The organism is Coleofasciculus sp. (assembly GCF_046565525.1).
Classification (GTDB): domain Bacteria; phylum Cyanobacteriota; class Cyanobacteriia; order Cyanobacteriales; family Coleofasciculaceae; genus Coleofasciculus.
In genome coordinates this window covers 12,674-33,521 of record NZ_JBKHUP010000088.1, presented here as the reverse complement: position 1 = coordinate 33,521, position 20,848 = coordinate 12,674, and the positions used below count along the sequence as shown (strand labels likewise).

13 protein-coding genes and 1 pseudogene are annotated in these 20,848 nt (G+C 42.4%); 10 read left to right on the top strand and 4 right to left on the bottom strand.

Going from position 1 to position 20,848, the window contains the following annotated elements:
• The 3 genes from ACLGGO_RS26360 to ACLGGO_RS26350 form a co-directional block, all read left to right on the top strand.
• The coding region (locus tag ACLGGO_RS26360) for an ISAs1 family transposase (protein WP_446421500.1) at nucleotides 1-417 on the top strand (417 nt) is incomplete at its 5' end.
• Nucleotides 418-846: 429 nt separating this feature from the next.
• Nucleotides 847-6,594 carry a pre-peptidase C-terminal domain-containing protein gene (locus ACLGGO_RS26355; RefSeq protein WP_446421499.1) on the top strand — a complete coding sequence of 1,916 codons (5,748 nt, stop codon included), beginning with the start codon at nucleotides 847-849 and terminating at the stop codon, nucleotides 6,592-6,594.
• A 93-nt stretch (nucleotides 6,595-6,687) separates the two neighbouring features.
• Complete coding sequence (locus ACLGGO_RS26350; protein WP_446421498.1) at nucleotides 6,688-7,257, top strand: PEP-CTERM sorting domain-containing protein; 570 nt, start codon at nucleotides 6,688-6,690, stop codon at nucleotides 7,255-7,257.
• A gap of 21 nt (nucleotides 7,258-7,278) precedes the next feature.
• Here ACLGGO_RS26350 and ACLGGO_RS26345 read toward each other — a convergent pair whose 3' ends face one another.
• Nucleotides 7,279-7,410, bottom strand: coding sequence for a hypothetical protein (locus ACLGGO_RS26345; protein ID WP_446421497.1), 132 nt, complete (start codon nucleotides 7,408-7,410; stop codon nucleotides 7,279-7,281).
• Between the two features lie 2 nt (nucleotides 7,411-7,412).
• Here ACLGGO_RS26345 and ACLGGO_RS26340 point away from each other — a divergent pair, with 2 nt between their 5' ends.
• From ACLGGO_RS26340 to ACLGGO_RS26315, 6 genes are all read left to right on the top strand, one after another.
• Nucleotides 7,413-7,616, top strand: coding sequence for a hypothetical protein (locus ACLGGO_RS26340; RefSeq protein ID WP_446421496.1), 204 nt, complete (start codon nucleotides 7,413-7,415; stop codon nucleotides 7,614-7,616).
• Between the two features lie 233 nt (nucleotides 7,617-7,849).
• Entirely contained in the window at nucleotides 7,850-13,294 is a 5,445-nt protein-coding gene (locus ACLGGO_RS26335; protein ID WP_446421495.1) for a hypothetical protein, read from the top strand.
• A 56-nt stretch (nucleotides 13,295-13,350) separates the two neighbouring features.
• Complete coding sequence (locus tag ACLGGO_RS26330; RefSeq protein WP_446421494.1) at nucleotides 13,351-13,764, top strand: hypothetical protein; 414 nt, start codon at nucleotides 13,351-13,353, stop codon at nucleotides 13,762-13,764.
• Nucleotides 13,765-13,842: 78 nt separating this feature from the next.
• Nucleotides 13,843-14,145 carry a hypothetical protein gene (locus ACLGGO_RS26325; RefSeq protein WP_446421493.1) on the top strand — a complete coding sequence of 101 codons (303 nt, stop codon included), beginning with the start codon at nucleotides 13,843-13,845 and terminating at the stop codon, nucleotides 14,143-14,145.
• A 482-nt stretch (nucleotides 14,146-14,627) separates the two neighbouring features.
• Nucleotides 14,628-15,041 (top strand): transposase family protein, encoded by a 414-nt coding sequence (locus ACLGGO_RS26320; protein ID WP_446421492.1) that lies wholly within the window; start codon nucleotides 14,628-14,630, stop codon nucleotides 15,039-15,041.
• Entirely contained in the window at nucleotides 14,953-15,522 is a 570-nt protein-coding gene (locus ACLGGO_RS26315) for an ISAs1 family transposase (protein ID WP_446421491.1), read from the top strand. Before ACLGGO_RS26320 ends, ACLGGO_RS26315 begins: the two co-directional genes overlap by 89 nt.
• A gap of 380 nt (nucleotides 15,523-15,902) precedes the next feature.
• On the opposite strand, the gene ACLGGO_RS26310 is transcribed toward ACLGGO_RS26315, so the two are convergent.
• Together ACLGGO_RS26310 and ACLGGO_RS26305 are read right to left on the bottom strand one after the other, a co-directional pair.
• Nucleotides 15,903-16,487, bottom strand: a complete 585-nt coding sequence (locus ACLGGO_RS26310; protein ID WP_446421490.1) for a hypothetical protein — start codon at nucleotides 16,485-16,487, stop codon at nucleotides 15,903-15,905.
• A gap of 179 nt (nucleotides 16,488-16,666) precedes the next feature.
• Nucleotides 16,667-18,991, bottom strand: a complete 2,325-nt coding sequence (locus ACLGGO_RS26305) for a pentapeptide repeat-containing protein (protein ID WP_446421489.1) — start codon at nucleotides 18,989-18,991, stop codon at nucleotides 16,667-16,669.
• A 114-nt stretch (nucleotides 18,992-19,105) separates the two neighbouring features.
• Between ACLGGO_RS26305 and ACLGGO_RS26300 the strand changes: the two are divergent.
• Nucleotides 19,106-19,921: pseudogene (locus tag ACLGGO_RS26300) on the top strand (protein rep); the annotation flags it as partial.
• Between the two features lie 701 nt (nucleotides 19,922-20,622).
• Here the strand turns inward: ACLGGO_RS26300 and ACLGGO_RS26295 are convergent.
• Nucleotides 20,623-20,826: a hypothetical protein gene (locus ACLGGO_RS26295; RefSeq protein WP_446421488.1), complete on the bottom strand. Its 204-nt coding sequence runs from the start codon at nucleotides 20,824-20,826 to the stop codon at nucleotides 20,623-20,625.
• Between the last annotated feature and the right edge of the window lie 22 nt (nucleotides 20,827-20,848).

The window sequence follows — 20,848 nt, the reverse complement described above, 5'->3', positions numbered from 1 at the left end:
GATAAGAGTCGAGGTCGTAGAATTCAACGAACTATTTCTGTTTTTTCACTTCCTGAAAACATCAAATCGGCTTGGCTTAACAGTCAACGATTTATCCAGGTTCAACGTATTGGCACGCGACAATCTAAACCTGTCGATCAGACTGTCTATTATTTGAGCAGTCGTCAATCAAATGCCAAAACCTTTGCAGCAAAAATTCGAGGTCATTGGAAAATTGAGAACCAACTCCATTGGGTAAGAGATGCCATTTTTAAAGAGGATTTATCCCCTATTTGCCATTTTCAAGCCGTCACTAACCTATCCATTCTCCTAACCATCGCCATCAATCTTTTGAGAATTTTAGGTTTTCGCTCAATTACAAACGCCCAGACCTGGCTCTATGGCAGGCTTTGGGGAATTGCCCCATTATTAGAATGAAACAGCCCTGCTCTATGGCAGGCTTTGGGGACTTGCCCCATATAGCGAATGAAACAGCCCTGTTATTTCAGTCTTTAAACTGCCTTCTCTAATTTAATATTAAATTAATTTTTGATACTTTTTGTAAAAAAAATTAATTTAATTTCACGGAATTTTACAGATTGATAGCTTCTCCCTCTTATAGTTATCGGTTAGCGGCAGCTATTGAGAAGTATCAGGTGTGTATGAATTTATGTAATTCTCTCTCAAAGCGGTTTTTAGCTAATTTGCTTATATCGAACTCAGGTTAATCTAGGTACTTTTTCATGACTAATCTACTTAACTTCATGAAAACTTTACGAAATTCTGAACTCTCTTCATAAAAACTTTATCTTAAATTGCCTATTGAACAGTTAATCTATGTTCTTAGAGGTATTAATAGGGCTAGCCATGAAATTTGACATAGAGCAAGTTGGCGAATTAACTTCTGAAAAGTTGCTTGTTAAGGCACAAGACTATTTAAGTAATTTTGCCGTAAATCCTGATTTTTATACAAAACTAACAATTGCGTTTGGTAATCTAGTAAATACAGAAAAAGCAGAGGGGTTACGTCAACAATGGGCATCGGAAGATTTCACCTCATTGCCAGAAATTGAAATCCTCTCAGGTGAAGAAATCCAAGGTGCTAATAGTGCATTTTCTATCGAAACAAATAAGATTTATTTATCTCAAGAGTACATCACTCAGAACGCATCCAACGTTTTAGCTATTACCCATACATTATTAGAAGAAATTGGTCACTTCGTTGATGCACAAATTAATTCATCTGATGCGTTAGGTGATGAAGGGGCTATTTTTTCAGCGCTAGTACAGGGGGAAACCTTAGATGAAGCCCAGCTACAGCAGCTCAGGGCTGAGGATGATACAGCTACTATCACATTAGATGGACAAGTTATCCAAATTGAGAAGGCGACGGTTTCAGACAGCGGCGGTTTTGAGGGAAGCCAGAAAACAATTACTCTGGACTCAAATGGCGGTGGAGTAGTCAACTTTCGCTACGAACATTTTAGTATCCCTGATAACTTCATCATTCGGTATGAAGGAAAAAATATTCTGGAAACTGGATTTGTCGGTGGTCGTAGGTCTGGAATAGTTCAGATTCCTGAAGGTGATTCGGATCAATTAGAAGTAATTGTAGCAACTAATGATTCAGGAACTGCTTGGAATTATACGGTTGAAACATTCAGCAATGGGCTAAATATTCAAGATGCTTATGTTGCTGTTGAAGGTGGAAATTCTCAAACATCAACGCTCAAAATTCCCGTTACTCTTTCAGAAGCCAGCGATGTCGAAACTACTGTCCAGTATTTTACCCTGGTTGGGACTGCTGTAGATGGCATAACTGGAAACGATAAAAAAGATTATAAACCTATCAAAGGAACGTTAACGTTTGCAGCCGGTGAAACGAGTAAAGACATTGAAATTACTGTCTTTGGAGATAATCCAGTTACTTTTGGAACTGATGATGATTTTGAGATTTTTGCTAGAGATACTGCTTATAGAGATTGGAAAGGTAAAGAAGGACGCGATGCAGATGAATTAGACGGAAAATTTCCTTATGGAGACTTAGGCTATCGAGTTAATAAAATTTTTGACGATACTGCTACAGATTTTCAAGCAGTAGGATTAACTTCAGATGAAAATTTCTTTGTATTAATTAGCGATCCAGTCAATGCAGAAATTGCTAAAGATAGTGATAAAGAAAAGAATCGCATACTTACACAGCTAGATGAATTTTTGGGCGAAGGTGACGATTCTGGTTCAAAGATTTATCAAAACGCTTTAAAGGAACTTAATCAATTACAAGCACGAGATGCCTCCTGGACTTTTGCTACGGGAACTATTTACGATAAAGGAAAAGATCCAGTTCTAGCAATTCGAGGTACGGCAAGTGGTCAGGATGCTTTTGATGATTTAAACCCGAAAGGTATTGGTTTTAAACAATTTGATAATAACCGAGACGATTTAAATCAATGGCTTCAGGAAGTTAGCAATCCTGAAAATACAACTGTTTTGTTTCAACCTCATATCACAGGTCACAGTCTAGGTGGTGCGTTGACTCAATGGGTGGCGGCTGATTATTCTTCTCAAGGGGCATTGGGTGAGGTTGTTACCTTTAATGCTCCAGGTATTTCAGTCACGGGTGCTAATGGTTTTGCGGGAGCCGAGAAGGTCACCCATTACATAACATCAACCGATGTTGTAAGTCTGGCAGGATTTCGATATATTCCTGGACAATATACTCTATTTAACGAAACTTTCTCTACTTTTAACCAAATTCCTATTGAAGGTCCCCATACTCATCCAGTTTTTATTAAAAACAATAAAAGGACTGGGGCAACCAAGCCATCAAACTTAGGTAAGGAAACGTTTTCTTCAGTTAATAGTCTAAACAGTCCATTATTTACATATCTACCAGACCCAGATTACTTTATTTTTCTTTTAGCTGTATCAAGAATTCCAGTATTAGGACCTCCTCTCGCTGTAGCTTTACGTAATAGAGGAACTGCTGAAACTGCTCGAACAGCAATAGGTGGTCTTCTTTACACTTTAATTAATGATTTCAATATTGAATATGCTAAGGCGGCTGTTCGGCAAGCTTGGGAAGCTGCTAAGCAATGGGGAGAAGATGCTTGGGATGCAGTTATAGCATGGGGAGAGGATGCCTGGGATGGCATCAGTAGTTGGACGACTGATGCTTGGAATGCTACGACGAAGTGGGTAGATCAAGCTTGGGAAGCCACCAAAAGCTGGACTAGCGATGCCTGGGAAGCCACCAAAGAATGGACTAGCGATGCCTGGGAAGCCACCAAAAGCTGGACTAGCGATGCCTGGGAAGCTACCAAAGAATGGACTAGCGATGCCTGGGAAGCCACCAAAGAATGGACTAGCGATGCCTGGGAAGCCACCAAAACTTTAGGTAGCGATTTTTGGGAGGCTACAACAACTTGGACTAGCGATGCTTGGGAAGCCACCAAAACTTTAGGTAGCGATTTTTGGGAGGCTACAACAACTTGGACTAGCGATGCTTGGGAAGCTACAACGGAATGGTTTGGCAGTTTTTTGCCATTTTCATCAGATTTACTGGCAATAGCCACAGTTGAAGCAACTGAAATTAATCTTCAACAAACTCAAATTAATAGTCCTTGGGAAGCTATAACCTATTGGTCTCCGGAAGCTTGGGAGGCTACTACTCAGTGGAGCGATGCAGCTTGGGAGGCTACTACTCAATGGACACTGGATGTATGGCAGGAAACAACAGAATGGACTCCTGAAGCTTGGGAGGCTACTACTCGCTGGACAGACGCTATTTGGCAAGCTACAACTCAGCTTGATATTGCGGCTGGCGACCAGATAATCTTTGGAACTCCTACCAATGACGCTTTCAGTGGTGGTTCTGGCAATGACATTATTGACGGAGTAGAGGGTGATGATGTTCTGGATGGAGAAGAGGGTAATGATACTCTCAACGGTGGAGTGGGTAATGATACATTGACTGGCGGGACTGGTAGCGACAGCTTTGTGTTCAGCAGTACCACAGAAGGAGTGGATACGATAGAAGATTTTGAGAAAAGTGAGGGCGATCGCATTGTCGTTTCGGCGGCTGGTTTTGGCGGTGATCTCACCCCAGGTGCTTCCCTAGAAGAAACTCAGTTTGTCTTGGGAACAACTTCGGCTGATAGCAGCGACCGATTTATCTATGACCCTTCTACAGGGAATCTTTTCTTCGACCCAGATGGAACTGGCGATGCTCCTCAACAACAGATCGCTACCTTAACAGGCGCACCAAGCTTGAGTGCTGATGATATTTTTGTTTCAGGTAGCTCAACAACTCCTACAATTAAAATTACTGCTCCTGCTACAGATGTCAGTGGAACAGAGGCAACCATTCAATGGAATGCCTTTGACGCTGACTCGGAAGCAACGATTAGCTTGTTCTACGACACGGACAATCAAGGTTTCGATGGTGTACTCATTGTAGATAATCTTGCGGAAACTGATGGAGAGGGAAGTTTCGTTTGGAATACTGAAAATGTGCCTCAAGAAGATTACTTCATCTATGCAAAAATTGTGGATGATGAACATTTACCTGTCTTCAGTTATTCCAAAGGACAAGTCAAGTTACGACCCCCAGAAATAGCCGATTTATCAGTCAATCAAACAGCTAGTGCTACCTCAATCGGTTTAGGAGAAACTCTAACCTACACAATTGAAGTAACTAACAACAGTTCAGTGACCTCTAAGGGTGTAACTTTAGTCGAAACACTACCAGAAGAAGTTATTTTTACTTCTGCTAGCCTGACACCATCTGAGCAGACAGATAATATCTTTACCTTTGACCTTGGTGATTTAGGTGCTGGTGAAAGTAGAACTATTGAGATTAGCGTTGTTACTCCCACTCTGGTAGCAGGAACAATTACCTCTAGTGCAGTTGTTACCAGCGACACAACTGACCCCGATACAACCAATGACTTCGCCAGCTTATCTACTGATGTCATCGCACCTATATTGCCTGACCTTGCAGTAACTCGTACTGATACTTCGGGCGCAGTAGCATTAAGGGATACCTTTGATTACACTCTTACTGTTACCAACAATGGTCTTGGCAATGCCACAGGAGTAGTCCTTACAGAAAACTTGCCATCTGTATTCGACGTTATTTCGGCTACCAGTGATATTCCCGATCTTGAGCTGAACTTTGTAGACTTGATCGAATTCCAGATTGATGCAGGGGAGCAGGTAACTATTGATATTGACGCAGACGAATTTGGCTCTTCTCTAGACTCCGTTCTACGACTATTCGACTCTGCTGGAAATCAAGTAGCGGTTAGTGACGATACTCCTGCTCCTGGCGAAAACTCTTCACTGGATTCCTATATTGACTTTACAGCTCTCTCTTCTGGCACTTACTACGTTGGGATAAGTAACTTTTCAAACTTCAATTACAATCCCTTTGTTGAAGGTAGCGGCAATCCCGGTTCTTCTTCAGGTAACTACGACATTGAAATCAATCTTGGTAGTGGGGGAACGGTTCGTCAGGTTGTACTCGATGAGCCCAACAATACTATTCCTCAAGCTGTTGATAGCGAACTCAGTTCTGCCAATCCTGGCACTTTTATCGGTTCGGGGTTCATTGATCGTCCCAGCAACACCAATCCAATTAGTATCTCTAATGGTGTAGTTACAGCCAACTTAGGAAATCTAGATAGCGGTGAAAGTGCGACAGTCAACCTCACCGTTAACTCCATTGCTGCTGGCAATCTCATCAGCACTACCAACGTAACCAGTAATGAAACAGACTTCAATCCATTCGATAATCAACTCATAACGGCGAAAACTATTGAGTCAGTCACACCTGCTTCTGCTGACCTAGAATTGACTCAGACTGTAAACAACCCCAATCCCGACGTAGGCGACCAAATTACCTTTGCCCTCACTCTCACGAACAAAGGACCTGGTATTGCTAGTGGCATTGAGGTGACTGACCTACTTCCCTCGGAATTGAGTTTTGTTTCCGCCTCTACTGTACAGGGAACCTATGACAGCACCACAGGTGTGTGGGATGTAGGCAATCTCAGAGATAATCTCAGCCGCACCCTGAGGATTACTGCTAACGTTGATGCGGCTGGAGCTATCATCAACACGGCTGAAGTAACGGCTGTCAACGAAGCAGATCCTGATTCTATTCCCGGTAACAATAACCCCAATGAGGATGACCAAGCTACCGTTACCCTTACAGTTGATGTCAATGAAATTACAGGTACACCAGGTCGTGATGTTCTCACTGGTAATGATGGAGCTGACCGCCTAGTTGGTTTACAAAGCCGAGATATTCTCACAGGCGGTGGTGGTAACGACCAATTCGTCTATACCAGTTTCGTGGATGCTGGTGATATCATCAAGGACTTTGAAGTGGGTAGTGACAAAATTGTCCTCACCGAACTGCTCGATAGCCTGGGCTACTTTGGTTCAGACGCGATCGCTGATGGCTACGTTGAGTTTGGCGCACGGGGATCTGATACTCTGGTTCAGCTTGATCCAGATGGCTCCAGTGGTTCTGGAAGTTCTCGACCCTTCATTTTAGTTGAAAACGTTACTGTTGCTGTTCTGAATAATACTAATAACTTCGTGTTCTAAGTTTGACTTCCAGGGAATACGTCCTTCAAACAAATCAGTTTGTAAGCGGAACGAATGTTGTATCAAACACCACAAATTACCAAGGAGAACCCAATGACTAACACCTTCCAAAAATTGGCACTAACCACGGCTGGTCTAGCCCTGAGCTTCGCCGTGATTGATACCAACCCCGCTCAAGCGACTTCTATCACCTATGATTTTGAAGTTTTCGTTGATTCGGGTTCTTTGGTTAACGAAAACTACTTAGGTTTTTTCAGCTATGATGACTCTGAACTGATGGGAGCTGGGGAAGAGTTCTTAGACGTTTCCACTATCGCGTTTAATTTTTTGGATACTGATTTCAGTGAAACTGACGATTCTTCCTTTTTCCGTTCTGAGGCGGCATTCGTTGATGGTGATTTCTTAGGTCTGAGTTTTTCTGTTAATTTTCCAGTTAATAATTCGTTCTCTTTTATTCCCGGCTTCTTTTCTTTAGATGAGGCATTTTTTGCCTATGATACAGCGCAAGGTGCTGGTGCTGGAGATGTAACCTACTCCAAGCGTCCATCTACTTCAGTTCCGGAACCTAGCTCTACTTTGGGGTTGACTCTTTTAGGAATTGGCTGGCTCTTGAAAAGGCATATAGGAGGTAAGCTACAAGCTGTTAAAAAAAGCAACGAATAAAAGAAGATGGAATAAAATCTTTTAAGTGCGATCGCTCTCCTCTGACATAGCCGACAAATCACCTAGAACTTTGAGGCGATCAGAGTGCGATCGCTTCTCAGGATAAACATTGACGTCGTCAAACCCTGGCAGCATGGTTTGAGGGAGATACAACAGTGACCCTCCCAGATATCGCCGATAAATCAAGAGAGCCTGACTCCATCCAAGACATTGCTGGGTATCTTCAATCCTGCTCTTTAGAGGTGTTTAGAATCCTGCGACAGTCAATCCCCTCCAGGGAAGCTTTCCGTCAGGCAGCGCGGCTCCTATCTCCGGAACGACGGTCAATCATTGGGCAATGGGAGTCAGAACTGGCATAAGGAAAAAGACACCGGGGATTTAACTGGCACAATCGGATGCGATCGCACCTGCACAACCGATTCAGAAAACTCACGAAGCGATCGCACGTTGGTTAACTTTTCTGAAGCGGGGTAGAATGCTATGCTCTTTGGGGATATGGTTAAAGATATTTTCTGCTACCCATCTCATAGACGCGATCGCGCCTCCTGGGAAGGACAGAAAAGACCAGCGTCAATCAGGGTAACTTCTGGTCATGTCTTATCGGGAACCCATCCGCAAACCAAATTTCTCACCCTTGAGTCGCAAGTCCGCGCCGAATCCGTTGCAGCGACGCCGTTTCCAAGTTCCGAAACCCCAGGAACCTGTGGTAAGACGCTCACCGGATGAACAGAGGGCGTTTTTACAACAGAAACTGGAGCAGTCAGCTTTTGTCGGCTATAACGGTCTTAATGTCCCGGTTAATGCACCCAAAACACCACCCCCGCAACCTGTACAGGAACAGTCCGCTAATGCAGGGTTAGAAAATAACACTCAACAGCCAGACGTTTCAGAAGCTGAAGCGACAGAGAGTCAGGAAGAGGAAACGGTTCAGCGCTCATGTTCCGCCTGTGAGCAGGAACACAAAGAGAAAGAAGAGGAAAAGCACACGGGGACTATCCAGGCGAAAGCTGATATAGCGGGTGCTAGGGGTTTGAATAAAAACCCATTATCGTTACAGAGAGATAACCTCACTCCGACGCTACCAGCTAAGACGATTAAGGAGCAGGAGTCTCCAGCTACATCCAACAAAAATCCGTATAAAATATCTGTAGATAAGAATTCCCCGCCACTTCCGGCTAAAGAACTTCCACCGCCTAATACTCAAACAGCCAAAGGAAAAGAATTTCAGCTAACGGAAACTTCACCAGATGTTGCACAAGACAAGGTGGATAAGCCGTTAGTCACAGAGACAGAGACTCAAGAGGTACAAAAACCTGCTCCGGCTGAACCCCAATCGTCGAATCAACCCCAAGGGAAAATAGAACCGCCTCCTCAAGCCGAACCCACCACAGACGCCAAACTAGAAGCACAAGATACTGAAACTCAACCTGAAGTTGCGCCAGCACCAAAACCCGAAGCCACCACACCCAAAGCACAAGATAATTCAACTGAATCCCCAGCTACCCCAGCACCCACAAAAGAAGCTAAACCAGAGACAGAAGGTACTGCGCCTCAACCCAAAGCCGAATCCGCAGCGACTGATACTGAAGGGAAAACTCAACCCCACCGAAAAGCGGCTGAAACTCCGGCTAATACGGAAACAGCCAATACGGGTGCTGGAGGTATCCAAATTCCTGATTTAAGTCAAGCCAATCAGGGGACATCTTTAACGGCTATGTGGCAACAGCAGCAGGATCAGATGCATAATACTGATCAGAGTGCTGCTCAAACGATTGATCCGAGTCAAGAACCTCAAGCGGCTTTAGAACAAGTATTGCAGCAAGCCCAACAAAAAATTGCGGCGATTCCTCAACCTGGGACAAATGCACCTAAATCTGAACCCTTACCTCAGCCGCAAGTTGAGCAAATTGAGAAACCTGCGATAGAAACTCCTCCTTCGACAGAAACTCCTAATGTTAAAGATGGTGCGGCTGAAACTCCCGCAGTAGAAGACAAAGCAGCAGATGTTACTCCGGCTGAACCCAGCCAAGAAGACACTCCTGAGTCGGCGACTAAACCTCCGGAACCAGCCGAACCCGAACAACCCCAAGTACAACCAGAGGATAAAGCACTTCCGGAAACTGAACCTCAACCGGAAGCAGAAGTTCAGGAAGCACCTGAACCGAAAGCCAAAGAACCCGAACCTCAAGAACCTGAAACCCCTGAAATTGAGCAACAGGAGACAGAACAGAATGTTGAGGAATCGGTAAAATCCGCAGAACCAGCGGTTGCAGCCAAAGGTGCTGAAAGTAATGTAGCCGTTAAGCCAGTTGATGAACAACAAGTAAAATCGGGTCAAGTTGTTCAAGGCGATTTACTGGAAAATCCGTTTGATTGGGCAAAAGGTATTTTTGATTCCCTTAAAGGTGATGCTGCTGGGAAGAAGAGTGAGGTACAAAGTGAGTACTATAATAAGCAATCTCAAGTTGATGGGACAAAACAAGAGCAAGGAAATCAGTTAGATAATGACAAGCAAACCAAGGGTAGTGAGCTGGATGCAGACAAGGATACTAAAGGCAATGAGCTAGATACGGACAAGGATAGCAAAGGCAATGAGTTAGAAGCTGATAAAAACACGAAAGGAAATGAATTAGATAGCGCTAAAGACGCTAAAGGGAATGAATTAGAAGCCGATAAGCAAACCAAAGCCGCTGAACTTGAAGCTGATAAACAAGCTAAAGCCGCTGAACTCGAAGCCGATAAACAAGCTAAAGCCGCTGAACTCGAAGCTGATAAACAAACGAAAGGAACTGAACTTCAGTCAGAAGTCAAAGCCAAAGGAACTGAAGTCGAAGCCGAGAGTCAAGCTAAAGGTACAGAACTCCAAACCGATGCCCAAACCCAAGCCTCTGAGTTACAAGGGGAAGAAACTGGCTTAAAACAAGAAACGACGGCTAAAGAGCAACAAGTCGAAACGGAAGTTACTGATAAAGTTACTAATTTAGAAAATAAAGCCGTTGAAGGCAAAGGTGAGATTGAAAGTAATTGGACTGAGCTAGAAAATAGTGCCACAACGGAAATGACTGCTGTAGAAACAGAAGCCCAGCAGTTTTCCCAGACATACATGGCGAAAGCTCAAAAGTTGATCGCTAAACTTCATGGGGCTTCAGCCGAGGCAAAACAACTAGAAGCCCAAGTATCATGTAATATCCTAGATCTACAAGCAGAATGGCAAGCTCTTAAAGCAGGGGCTGAATCAGTTTGGGCTAGCATTGAAGGCAAGGCAGATCCTGTCACGCAAAGAGTTGAACAGGGATGGCAAGGAATTAGCCAAAAAGCCCAGGATGTTGGTACACAACTGCAACAACAGGGAGAACAATTTAAAACATCGGTTGACCAGTCTGTTACCAGTGCAGGGGATTATCTAAATGAGAAATGGACAACCCTAACAGGTAAAGCCTCAGAAGGCTGGACAAGCTTCCAGGGTAAAGTTGGGGAAGCTAAATCTAGGGTGGGAGAAAAGATTGATAATGCCACCAGTTTTGCCACCGAAAAAGCTGGAGCCGCAACGAATTGGTTATCGGAAAAAGCTAATAGTGCGGGGACATGGATTGATGAAAAAACCGGAGGAGCCTTTAGTTGGCTGGGAGAAAAGGTTAATGGTGCTAGTTCTTGGATAGGTGAAAAAGCCAACAGTGCCACCTCTTGGATGGGTGAAAAAGTCAGTAGCGCCGAAACCTTTGTGGCTGATAAGGCGAATAACGCAACATCTTGGCTGACTGAAAAGGGAACCAGTGCGTTTAACTGGATGCAAGAAAAAGGTGAGACGGCTAAAAATTGGCTCACCGAAAAGGGAAACAGTGCGGTGAATGCTGTTGGGGAAAAGGCGGGTTCTTTTGTCAGTGGGTTAGAGGCAAAAGGACAAAGTGCTGTTTCAACTATCCAGTCTAAAGGCAGCTCGATTTTAGAATGGCTCGGTGGTCAAGTCAGTTCGCTGGTTTCCGGTGTTCAAGGCAAAGCTAATAACGTTGTTTCCTGGTTGGGGGATAAGGTTTCTGGTGCGAAGAATTGGGTACAACAAAAGAGTTCGGGTGCATTCAGTTGGTTATCAGACAAGGCTGCGGGTGCAACGAGTTGGATACAAGAGAAAAGTTCCGCAGGTTTAGATTGGTTATCAGAGAAAGCATCAGGTGCAACGAGTTGGATACAAGAGAAAGGGTCTCAAGGCTTAAATTGGTTACAGGAAACTGGCTCGGCTGTTGGTAACTTTGTCAAGGAGAAAGGTTCTCAAGGCTTAAATTGGTTACAGGAAACTGGCTCGGCTGTTGGTAACTTTGTTAAGGAGAAAGGCTCTCAAGGCTTAAATTGGCTACAAGAAACAGGTTCGGCTGTTGGTAACTTTGTTAAGGAGAAAGGTTCTCAAGCGTGGAATGGCGTCCAACAGCTAGGAGAATTAGGTGGTAATGCTCTCCAATGGGCAGGTGATGGGATTAAAGCGGGTTGGGAATGGACTAAGAATAAGGCGGGTGAAGTTGGTAATTGGGCATTAGATAAGGTATTTCAAGGAGTAAGTTGGGCTAGTAAAAAAATAGACAAAGGTTGGAATTGGGTTCAAGACAAGCGGAACAATAGCAAAAAATGGTTGTGGAATAGTTTTTTAAATTTCACACTATATGGGCAGGTATTAAGGGACTTTTCACCGTTAGTAGATAACACACTAGATAAGCTAAACAATTCAGTTATTAAAGAAGTCGAAGAGGCTAAGGGAAATGTATGTAAAGCACTTGGAGAAACAGTTAGTCCGTGCGTTAAGGAAGCTTTGCCAGAAATTTCTGGTGGAACAAACGCTATCAAATTAAATTCTGAGGTTGATGCGACAGTTCCATTACATAAAGTGGGTGTACCTGCTAACTTAAAGATTGGTCGAGATTCGAGCGTGGAAATTAGTCGCAAGGGTAAAACATTCAACGTTGCTATTATTGGTGATGGGTTACTATACCTGACTCAAGAAGCTGGCACAAGTAATCTTGATGTTGATGTTGACCTGCCAAGCGGTAACAACTTTAAGGCTTGGCAACAATTAACAGGTTCCTCGAATCAAACATCAGAAAAAAATGGCAAGCAAGATAGTAGTGGTGTCAGCCTTGAAGGAGGTTTAAAAGGCTCCGTAAGCACAACTTACACTTTTACCGCTGACGGAAATGAATGTGAAGGTCTTGGTGGTTTAGTCGGTTTGTTAACATCTTACGGTTTGTCAGCCTCTTTACCTGCACCCTTTAGCAATATTGCACAAAGCCTAACCCCAATAGCTTTTAGTAAAAATATCACCTCATTAAAGTTCACAATAGGATTAGGAGGAGAAGCTTCATTCGATTTACTTAAGGGAGATATAGGTGGAATCAAAGGTAAACTAAGTAACGAATTCAGCGAAACTTTTGAAATCAAAAAAAATGATCAAGGGCAGTATGAAAAGACTCTTACACTTGCTGCCATGCTCAAGGGCGAAGCATCAGCACAAATATCTGCTGGTAATTTATCCAACTTAGGAGGTTCTGGTTCTTTATCCGGTAAACTATTCTTAGAATTAATTTATCTAGATGAAACTGACCAAATTTTGCCAAGTAAACTAGGAGCAGAATTGAAGGCTTCATTAAGCATGAATAACTTTAAACCTCAACTATTCAGAACATTAATTTCCAATTCTGAGGCTACAAATATTCAGTCAATACTTAATTATTATGAATCGCTAGGTGTAAAAGGCACTCTTGATGCAACACTAAGCTATAGTGTAAGCAACTTGAATACCTTGGCACAAAATCTAGCAGGCTACTTCACAAATACTCCTACTGAAAATGTTAATCCTAGTGACGTGTTGGAGCTTGTGAAAAAGGAATTCGAGAAGTTAGATTCTAAATTAGAGTTTAAGTTGGTATTCACTGAAACTGAGCGACTTGGTGTTAACGTAGATGGAAAAGTTAAGGGTAAGAACGGGATGGCTATAGGTATCAATATTGGCGTGGGAGTAGAAAATGTTAAAACTCGCCAGCTTTATCCATGATTCACCCAAAATCTCTAGTTTTACAAAAATAAAGCAAAGTAATATTTTACAAAGTAATGAAAAAAATTAAAGCTTTTTCTGCAGGTTGTTTATTGATAATTAGTCTATCTATTTTACTACTAGGAACTATAGACTTAGCGAACCCTAATAGCACTAAAAAAGATAAAGAAGGAGCATTAGCTACAATTGTTCTATTTGGTTTACCGTCAGCAGCTATGGGAACATGGCTTATCTGGAGTTTACGTCAACAAAATCAAAAAAAACTTGAACAATTGAATTTAGCAAAAGAACAACTACTGTTGCATTTAATACAACAAAATCAAGGAAAAATAACGGTTACAGGCTTTGCTGCTTCTGCCCAAATTTCTATCGAAGAAGCTCAACAATACTTAGATGAAAAAGCTAAACAACTAAACGCCAATTTTGAAGCGACTGATGAAGGAGGTATTATTTATCAATTCCCTAGATAGGTCAATGATATAATGACCAATTACAATCAGGTGAAATGATGATCTGAGTTCAAACTAATTTGACAATAAGTGAACATTATGGAAGATACCAATATCCAAAATAAAACCGACCAAAACCCAATCCCCACTCCCTCTAAAACCTTACAACAAGAATACCAAGAAGCCTTGTTAAAATCTGGCATTCAAGCCGCTAAACTACTCAATGAGTTAATCGAATTAAAATTAATGCCAGATCCCCGCGCTAAAGAAATGGCTGATTTGGCTTTAGAGGTGATAAAAATAATTCATTCAGCCCCGGAAGAAATTGTTAACTTTAAACTGAAGTTCCCCCCGTGCGGATGTACTACACCCAGGCTAAAGCCTTATCCCGTAGTAGTTTGAGCGCTCAAACCCCTCAAAAACCGTACATAAGTAGCCCTTGCAAAAATAGTGCGATCGCGCTATTTTTGCAGTAGACAAGAGATCGACGGGAACCCACGCTACATCAAGGTTTCAGCGATTGTACCCATGTAGAGCGGCTAAAAAATCGCCGAAAGCCGCACGGTGAGGCAGTTTTGATTTTTTGGCTGGGGGAACTTCAGTTTAATAGAATGAAACAGCCCTGATTACAAACGCCCAGACCTGGCTCTATGGCAGGCTTTGGGAACTTGCCCCATTATTAGAATGAAACAGCCCTGCTAACGCAAGTGGATCACGTTGCATTTATGGTGTTTTTTGCCCCATAATCGTTGCATAATCGTTGCAACATTATCAAACGTAATCCCTTCCGGGCTGTTTCATTCTCTGCTCTCATCGCCCAAAGACAACGCCATCAATCAGTAGTAAAATCATAAACGTCGATTATTCTCTAGGCAGTTAATTATATGAATGGTTTAATTGAAGCTCTTAAACAGATTAAAGATTTCCGCTCTCAAAGCGGCAGGCGACACCCTCTTTGGTTCATTCTCCTCTTAGTTATTCTCGGTTTGATGACTAAACACTTAACCTATCGAGCTTTGGGCAGATTCGCGAAACATCACTCCTATCAGTTGGGTCGTTCCTGTGGTATTCGTCATCCATCTAGACCCTCTTATTCAACATTTAGAAGAGTGCTGATGGGGTTAGATTGGCAGCAACTTATTAACGCATTTAATCAATGGGCATCTCAATTAACTCTTGCCAACCCTCCCACTGATTGCCTGACCATTGATGGCAAAGCTTTACGCTCTACCTTGCGATACTATTCCCGCTCTAAACGAAACTTCGTTTCCATTGTTTCAAGCGGACTGTCAAGATAATGGATTAGTCCTGGCAATGGACAGCCGCCAACAAATCACAAAGCCTGAAACTCAGACAGCTCAAGGCATTATCCGCAATCTCAACTCTTTTCATCAACTTATCACTCTCGATGCTATCCACTGCCAAAAAACCACTGTCCAAAACATTATCGATGGCAACAATGATTATTTAATCACTGTTAAAAAGAATCAGAAAACTCTCCGTAAAACCTTACATGACTTGGCGATAACTACTCCACCTCTCAGTCAATATATTGAATACGATAAGAGTCGAGGTCGTAGAATTCAACGAACTATTTCTGTTTTTTCACTTCCTGAAAACATCAAATCGGCTTGGCTCAATAGTCAACGTTTTATCCAAGTCCAACGTATTGGCACGCGAAAATCCAAACCTGTCGATCAGACTGTCTATTATTTGAGCAGTCGTCAATCGAATGCCAAAACCTTCGCTGCCAAAATCAGAGGTCACGCTCCAAATTGAGAACCAACTCCACTGGGTTAAAGATGCTATTTTTAAAGAGGATTTATCTCCTATTTGCCACTTTCAAGCGGTCACGAACCTATCCATCCTCCTGACCATCGCCATCAATCTTTTGAGAATTTTGGGTTTTCGCTCAATTACAAATGCTCAAACATGGCTCTATGGCAGGCTTTGGGGACTTGCCCCATATAGCGAATGAAACAGCCCTGCGTAATCGGATTTAACTTCTAGCCACAAAATCATCACAGGGTATCTGCCAATCCTCCAACCCCATCGGATAGATGGCACATAGGAAACCTTGGCGAGTAGCACATCCAGAAGCACACCTAAGACATCGCTGCTGCTGTGCCTTGCGTTTACTTCTTTCCTCCAGATACCGTTCATGACCTTGCGCGATCGCGCAGCGTCCCCTTGGTCAGAAAGTTATCGGGAGCCTCCCAATCACAATCATCGGCGTGATAAAGCCAAACTGTCTTCCACTCAACTCCAATCCAAGTGCGAAAAAAGCCACGGGGCTGGGCATCATCGCGGGGAACAAGGTTCTCCTTCAGTAGCTGCGTGAGCGTCTTTAATTCGGGGGCTGTCCCGTACTCACGGTAAGGTGGTAGAGATTCATCATCGATGGGGCATTCTTCCCAACGGTAAAGAAACAGCCAGTCTCCCTCGTGCCGGATACAACCGTGGGGTTTGTCTCCCAGTTTCCGATTATATCGGTAGAGCTGGTTTGGTGTTTTCAGGTCTTTTGGGCGATTATTCCAGGTGTAAATGGGGGGTAGTTCTGGGTTGATGACTTCTACATCGGATGAGTCAAAAAGCCATACCCAATCTTTACTTCGCTTCAAACATCCGATCGCGTTCCCTTTGGGCTTGAGGTTTTGAGCGGCTAACTGTTCAGCTTCAATCAGGTGGCTGGGCAGTTGATTAGGATTGTGGGATTGAGCCGAGATACGTGCGAAATCGTGCAACGAGAAGCTGAAACATTGATTCTGTCGAAACCTTCTGAGACTTTTTGCCGTTCAAACACCCCTCAATAAAACCTTTATCCTGTAAGACTTTGAGGGCTATCTTGCACTTTTTTACACGTATCTCGGCTCAATCCCATAATCAGCTGCGGTTAATTCCTACGAGGTTTTGAGATACAGCCTCACGGAATCGGTATCCCTGATAATCTCAAAGCCAACTTTAAAGCCTCTTTCGCTGCTTCAGTCACAGTAGTTTTGGCAGCAGCATCACCTAAAGATTGTCCCCATTTCACCAATTTCTCTTTCACTGTAGAATCTTGCTTAGCTTTTGCTGCCAAATCATCTGCAACCTTTTGTTGAGCAGCTTCAGGGCTATACCCCTGTGTTTCTAGCTTCTTTAGCAGTTGTTGAATTTCTGCTGCTGCTTCAGCTAGCGTTTGCTTTTGTTCTGGAGCGTAGTTGTGGATGTGCTGGATGCTTTTCAGTTCGGCTTGGGCTTCTCCAGCGGCGTTACCGATACTGTTTTGATTTCCAGAGCTAGCGATATTACCTTGGTTTTCAACACTGCCAACAGGAGCATGAAAAGTATACTGTTTGTTAGCTTCTGACATTACTTTGGGAACCTCACTTAGTTGATTCTGTAATTGATTGACTAAATAAAATAAGCGATTTATTTCTTTTTCTTTATCTTCAAATCTTGATTTATATGATAATTCTAATGCTTCTTGTGCAAATTCATAAGCCTGCCTAAAATCATTAAAGATTTTACCTTTATCTATATCATGAGGAACACTAACCTTGATTAGAACAACTCCATCTCCTTTGTTCTCAATACTCTGTACAGCTAGTGGAGTTCCTTCATTTTCAATTTGTGTTTTGTGAAATGAGTAAGTAAAAGCTTTCCAATCGACTCCTTTTTCAAAGATTAAGTCAACAGTATTTAAAGAATCTTGAACGAGTTTTGCTAAATCTCCTGGTGTAAAAGTTCCGCTATGTGGGCGGCGTTCCTGTTGATTTTCTCGTAGATACACGTAGTCGCAAACTACATCATCAAGATTTGTAGTACCGTTAATATTCCAGTTTTCTATACAAGCTCCAGTCAAACAAGCTCCAGTTAACTTTACTTGGTCTAGCTGGGCTTGCTTCAGATTCGCTTTCGACAAATCGGCATTCTCTAAGTTAGCTTTGTTCAGATTTACTCCAATAAAGTTAGCACCAGATAGCTTAGCACCTTCTAAATTAACGCCTTGAAGGTCAAAGTGTTCAAAGCTTTTGTTCTGCCCCTTTCCTGTGATCACTAATAGCCGCACTGGTACTTTTTCAAGGTAGGTTGTTCCAGGGCGTATGTATTCCAGCCCTTTTGCTTGATACCAACGGCTTCTGGTAAGGATAGCTCTCCTAAAGTTCGTACTTTTAAGCTTTGCGTGAGTAAAATTTGCGTCTGTTAAATCAGCTCCATTAAAATTGGTTCCACCAGTAGCAGTAACTGCTATTAAAATTTTACGAAATAAGATATAATCTTTATGTAATAACAATATTTTTTGGGCAATAAAAGCACTCAATAATATTATTGTTACAGCAACAACCTTAGTGGTTATATATAAATCACTTGTAGAGTGAACAAAACCATAAGAAGTAGCAAAACTTGTGTATTTATTTGGTGTAAGAGTAGAAGCTATATAACCGCCTAAATATTGAGTTGCGAAACTCACAATATCCGCAATACCTCTGACATGAAAAGCTTGATTGCTAGCAAAAACTATAATAGGAATAACAATAAATGTAACAGGAATTTTAAGAATAATTTCAGTAATTCCTAACCCAATAATACTAATAACAACAGCAGTAATAAAAATAGGAGTAAAACCGGAGACTGCAAAGACACTACTAGCAAAGCTAGTGCTAACGATACCAGAAGTTCCTCCAATAATAGGATTTATAACAACAGGTTTGCCGTTAGCAAAAGTAGCGGAAGATGATAATTTAGTAATATCTCCCACCACAGTAATAGTGCTACTAATTAAATATGTACCTACAATTGCAATAGAAATATAAGTAACAATGAGAACAGCGACTATTATTATAGATTTTATTAATTTAGAATGGAAAAAATTCACCAAAAACAAGATGTAAATTAATAAAATGACTGCACCTGAGAAAATATTAGGCACTGAAAACGGTGCAGAGAATAGAGCTTCTAAGTAAGCACCACATAGTACCCCAATAAGTGCCGATAAGAGCAATAGCAGCAGCGACATCACTAGCAAACTAATTGTCCAACACCGTTGTAGTCCAGCTTTCGCACCACTGAAGTTGGCACCTATCAGCTTGGCATTAGTGAAGTTTGCCCCTTGGATATTGGCATGACTGAAGTTTACTTGGGAGAGGTCTTTTCCTTTGAAAGAATGACCTCGGAGGTTTACTCTGGCATCAGGGTTCTGCTTTCGCCAATCATTCCAAGCCTCTACTCCCTGGCTGAGTATTGCAAGCTGCTCCTTATTTGCCATCTAGCGCCAGCTCATTAGCTCGTAATTTCACCACCCTAACCCACCCCTCTATTCACTCCCCATGATCATGATCACAAGCAGTCGTATTGCCTAAACTGCCCTTGCTGTTACCAGCGTACCTGTGCAATCTGTTGGCGTATCAAATCCTCAAAGATTCGTTACAAAGTTTTTCAGGGGGTTGAGCGCCTTTTCACTGACTGTCCGAATCTTCAAGCCATTTTTCTCACACTGACTGTAAAGAATTGTCACCAATCCGACCTTAGAACGCAAATATCTAAACTTCAGGCTGGCTGGAATCGTTTTAGCCAGCTTCCTGACTTTCCGGCTGTGGGTTACTTGAAAACCGTTGAGGTTACTAGGTCTAGTGATTGCTACTATTCAGGATTTTATGTGGGTCGTTATGGTTCTAAAACAATTAAAAAAATTAAGAATCTAATAACAGACTTTGATAACAAGCTCTGGCACGAATTCTTTACTGAAGAAGTGCATCCTCACATTCATGCTTTGTTGATTGTAGAGCCTTCTTACTTTGCTAATATGATTGACCATTTGGGGTGGGTTGCACGATGGAAGCTGGCTGCAAAGCTAGATTATAAGCCTGTTGTTGATGTTAGACGTGTCTACTCAGAGTCCGAAAAAGGGTTAACAAATGCAATCTTTGAGGTCAGTAAATATGCACTAAAGCCCAACGATATGCGAGGCTTATGCGGTGTTTTCATTTTACGTCAACTGCATGGATTGAAACTTTTTTCCGTAGGTGGAATATTAAAACAATACATCAAAGAAGCTACAATTAACAAAATTGATACCACAGGGAAATCTGGTGAAGAATTCCATCAAGAAGGTTTTCCGCTTGAGTATCACTGGAGTACTACTAATGAGGAGTATCAAATCACCAAACTTGCGGATATGGAGTGGGAATTGGCGTAAGGCTGGAACGGATTTTTGAGCCTGCGACTGGCAGCCGCGCTTCGATATCTTTGAATATTAAGAATCAATCACTGGCGCGTGCTGACAGCAAAAATCCGAGCGAAGCGGTTCCAGTTTTTGGTCACCCTTCGTCACCTGTACTTTGTACACTTGTAGTTAAATTGTTACAGTTACTAGGTATAACAAAAGCGACTATCGACACCACTCAGCGAATCGCTGAAACGTCATGTTTTTCGTTAAGTGGTGTCGATGCCTTACACACAGAGGGTTTGAAGTGGGTGTTTGGCTCAATTTTTAGGAAGATACGGTATGATTTTAGGACTGGTGTCGATTCGAGGGCTGAAACCTTTACTGGGTAAGGCTCCCTGAACGAACTCTTCCCACTCGCTGGGAAAACTAATTGAATGGAAACTTGTAATCTGTGTATTACCACCATTAGTGTCTGTCTTCCCACTCGCTGGGAAAACTAATTGAGTAGAAACTATAAGCCCACCTAGCTAAGTTGCAGGTGGGCAATGATTATTTGCGACCTCATCAGTTAACGCCAGGGCTTGCCCTGAAGTTTTTATGGCAAAGCTGAGTAAGATAAATTAATCTTTGAGTACTTTACACACAATAGCTGTGTGGATTACGCTTATTCTGTTTGATTTTGTTCGGTTTTAAGGGTAAGTAATAAATAATGCGAAACCCGCCCTAGATGCTTAGAGCGGAGCATGCTCACACACTGCTTCACCAGCTCTAAATCGGCGCAACCATTTTCTAAGCCATTGCGTATCTTCTTCACCTATCCGTTGCTCAATTTCAGGTGTAATCTCACCAGACATTAGCATCTGATTTAACTCATCTAAAGAAATTTCTAAATGTTTCCACTCTGGCACAAAGTCTAAATTGCCTTCAGTAAGCACTAGGGATGGGGGCTTTTTTACA

Coding starts and splice junctions, on each gene's coding strand:
- ACLGGO_RS26355 (WP_446421499.1), top strand. CDS start 847: ATGAAATTTGACATAGAGCAAGTTGGCGAATTAACTTCTGAAAAGTTG.
- ACLGGO_RS26350 (WP_446421498.1), top strand. CDS start 6,688: ATGACTAACACCTTCCAAAAATTGGCACTAACCACGGCTGGTCTAGCC.
- ACLGGO_RS26335 (WP_446421495.1), top strand. CDS start 7,850: ATGTCTTATCGGGAACCCATCCGCAAACCAAATTTCTCACCCTTGAGT.
- ACLGGO_RS26330 (WP_446421494.1), top strand. CDS start 13,351: ATGAAAAAAATTAAAGCTTTTTCTGCAGGTTGTTTATTGATAATTAGT.
- ACLGGO_RS26325 (WP_446421493.1), top strand. CDS start 13,843: ATGGAAGATACCAATATCCAAAATAAAACCGACCAAAACCCAATCCCC.
- ACLGGO_RS26320 (WP_446421492.1), top strand. CDS start 14,628: ATGAATGGTTTAATTGAAGCTCTTAAACAGATTAAAGATTTCCGCTCT.
- ACLGGO_RS26315 (WP_446421491.1), top strand. CDS start 14,953: ATGGCAAAGCTTTACGCTCTACCTTGCGATACTATTCCCGCTCTAAAC.
- ACLGGO_RS26305 (WP_446421489.1), bottom strand. CDS start 18,991: ATGGCAAATAAGGAGCAGCTTGCAATACTCAGCCAGGGAGTAGAGGCT.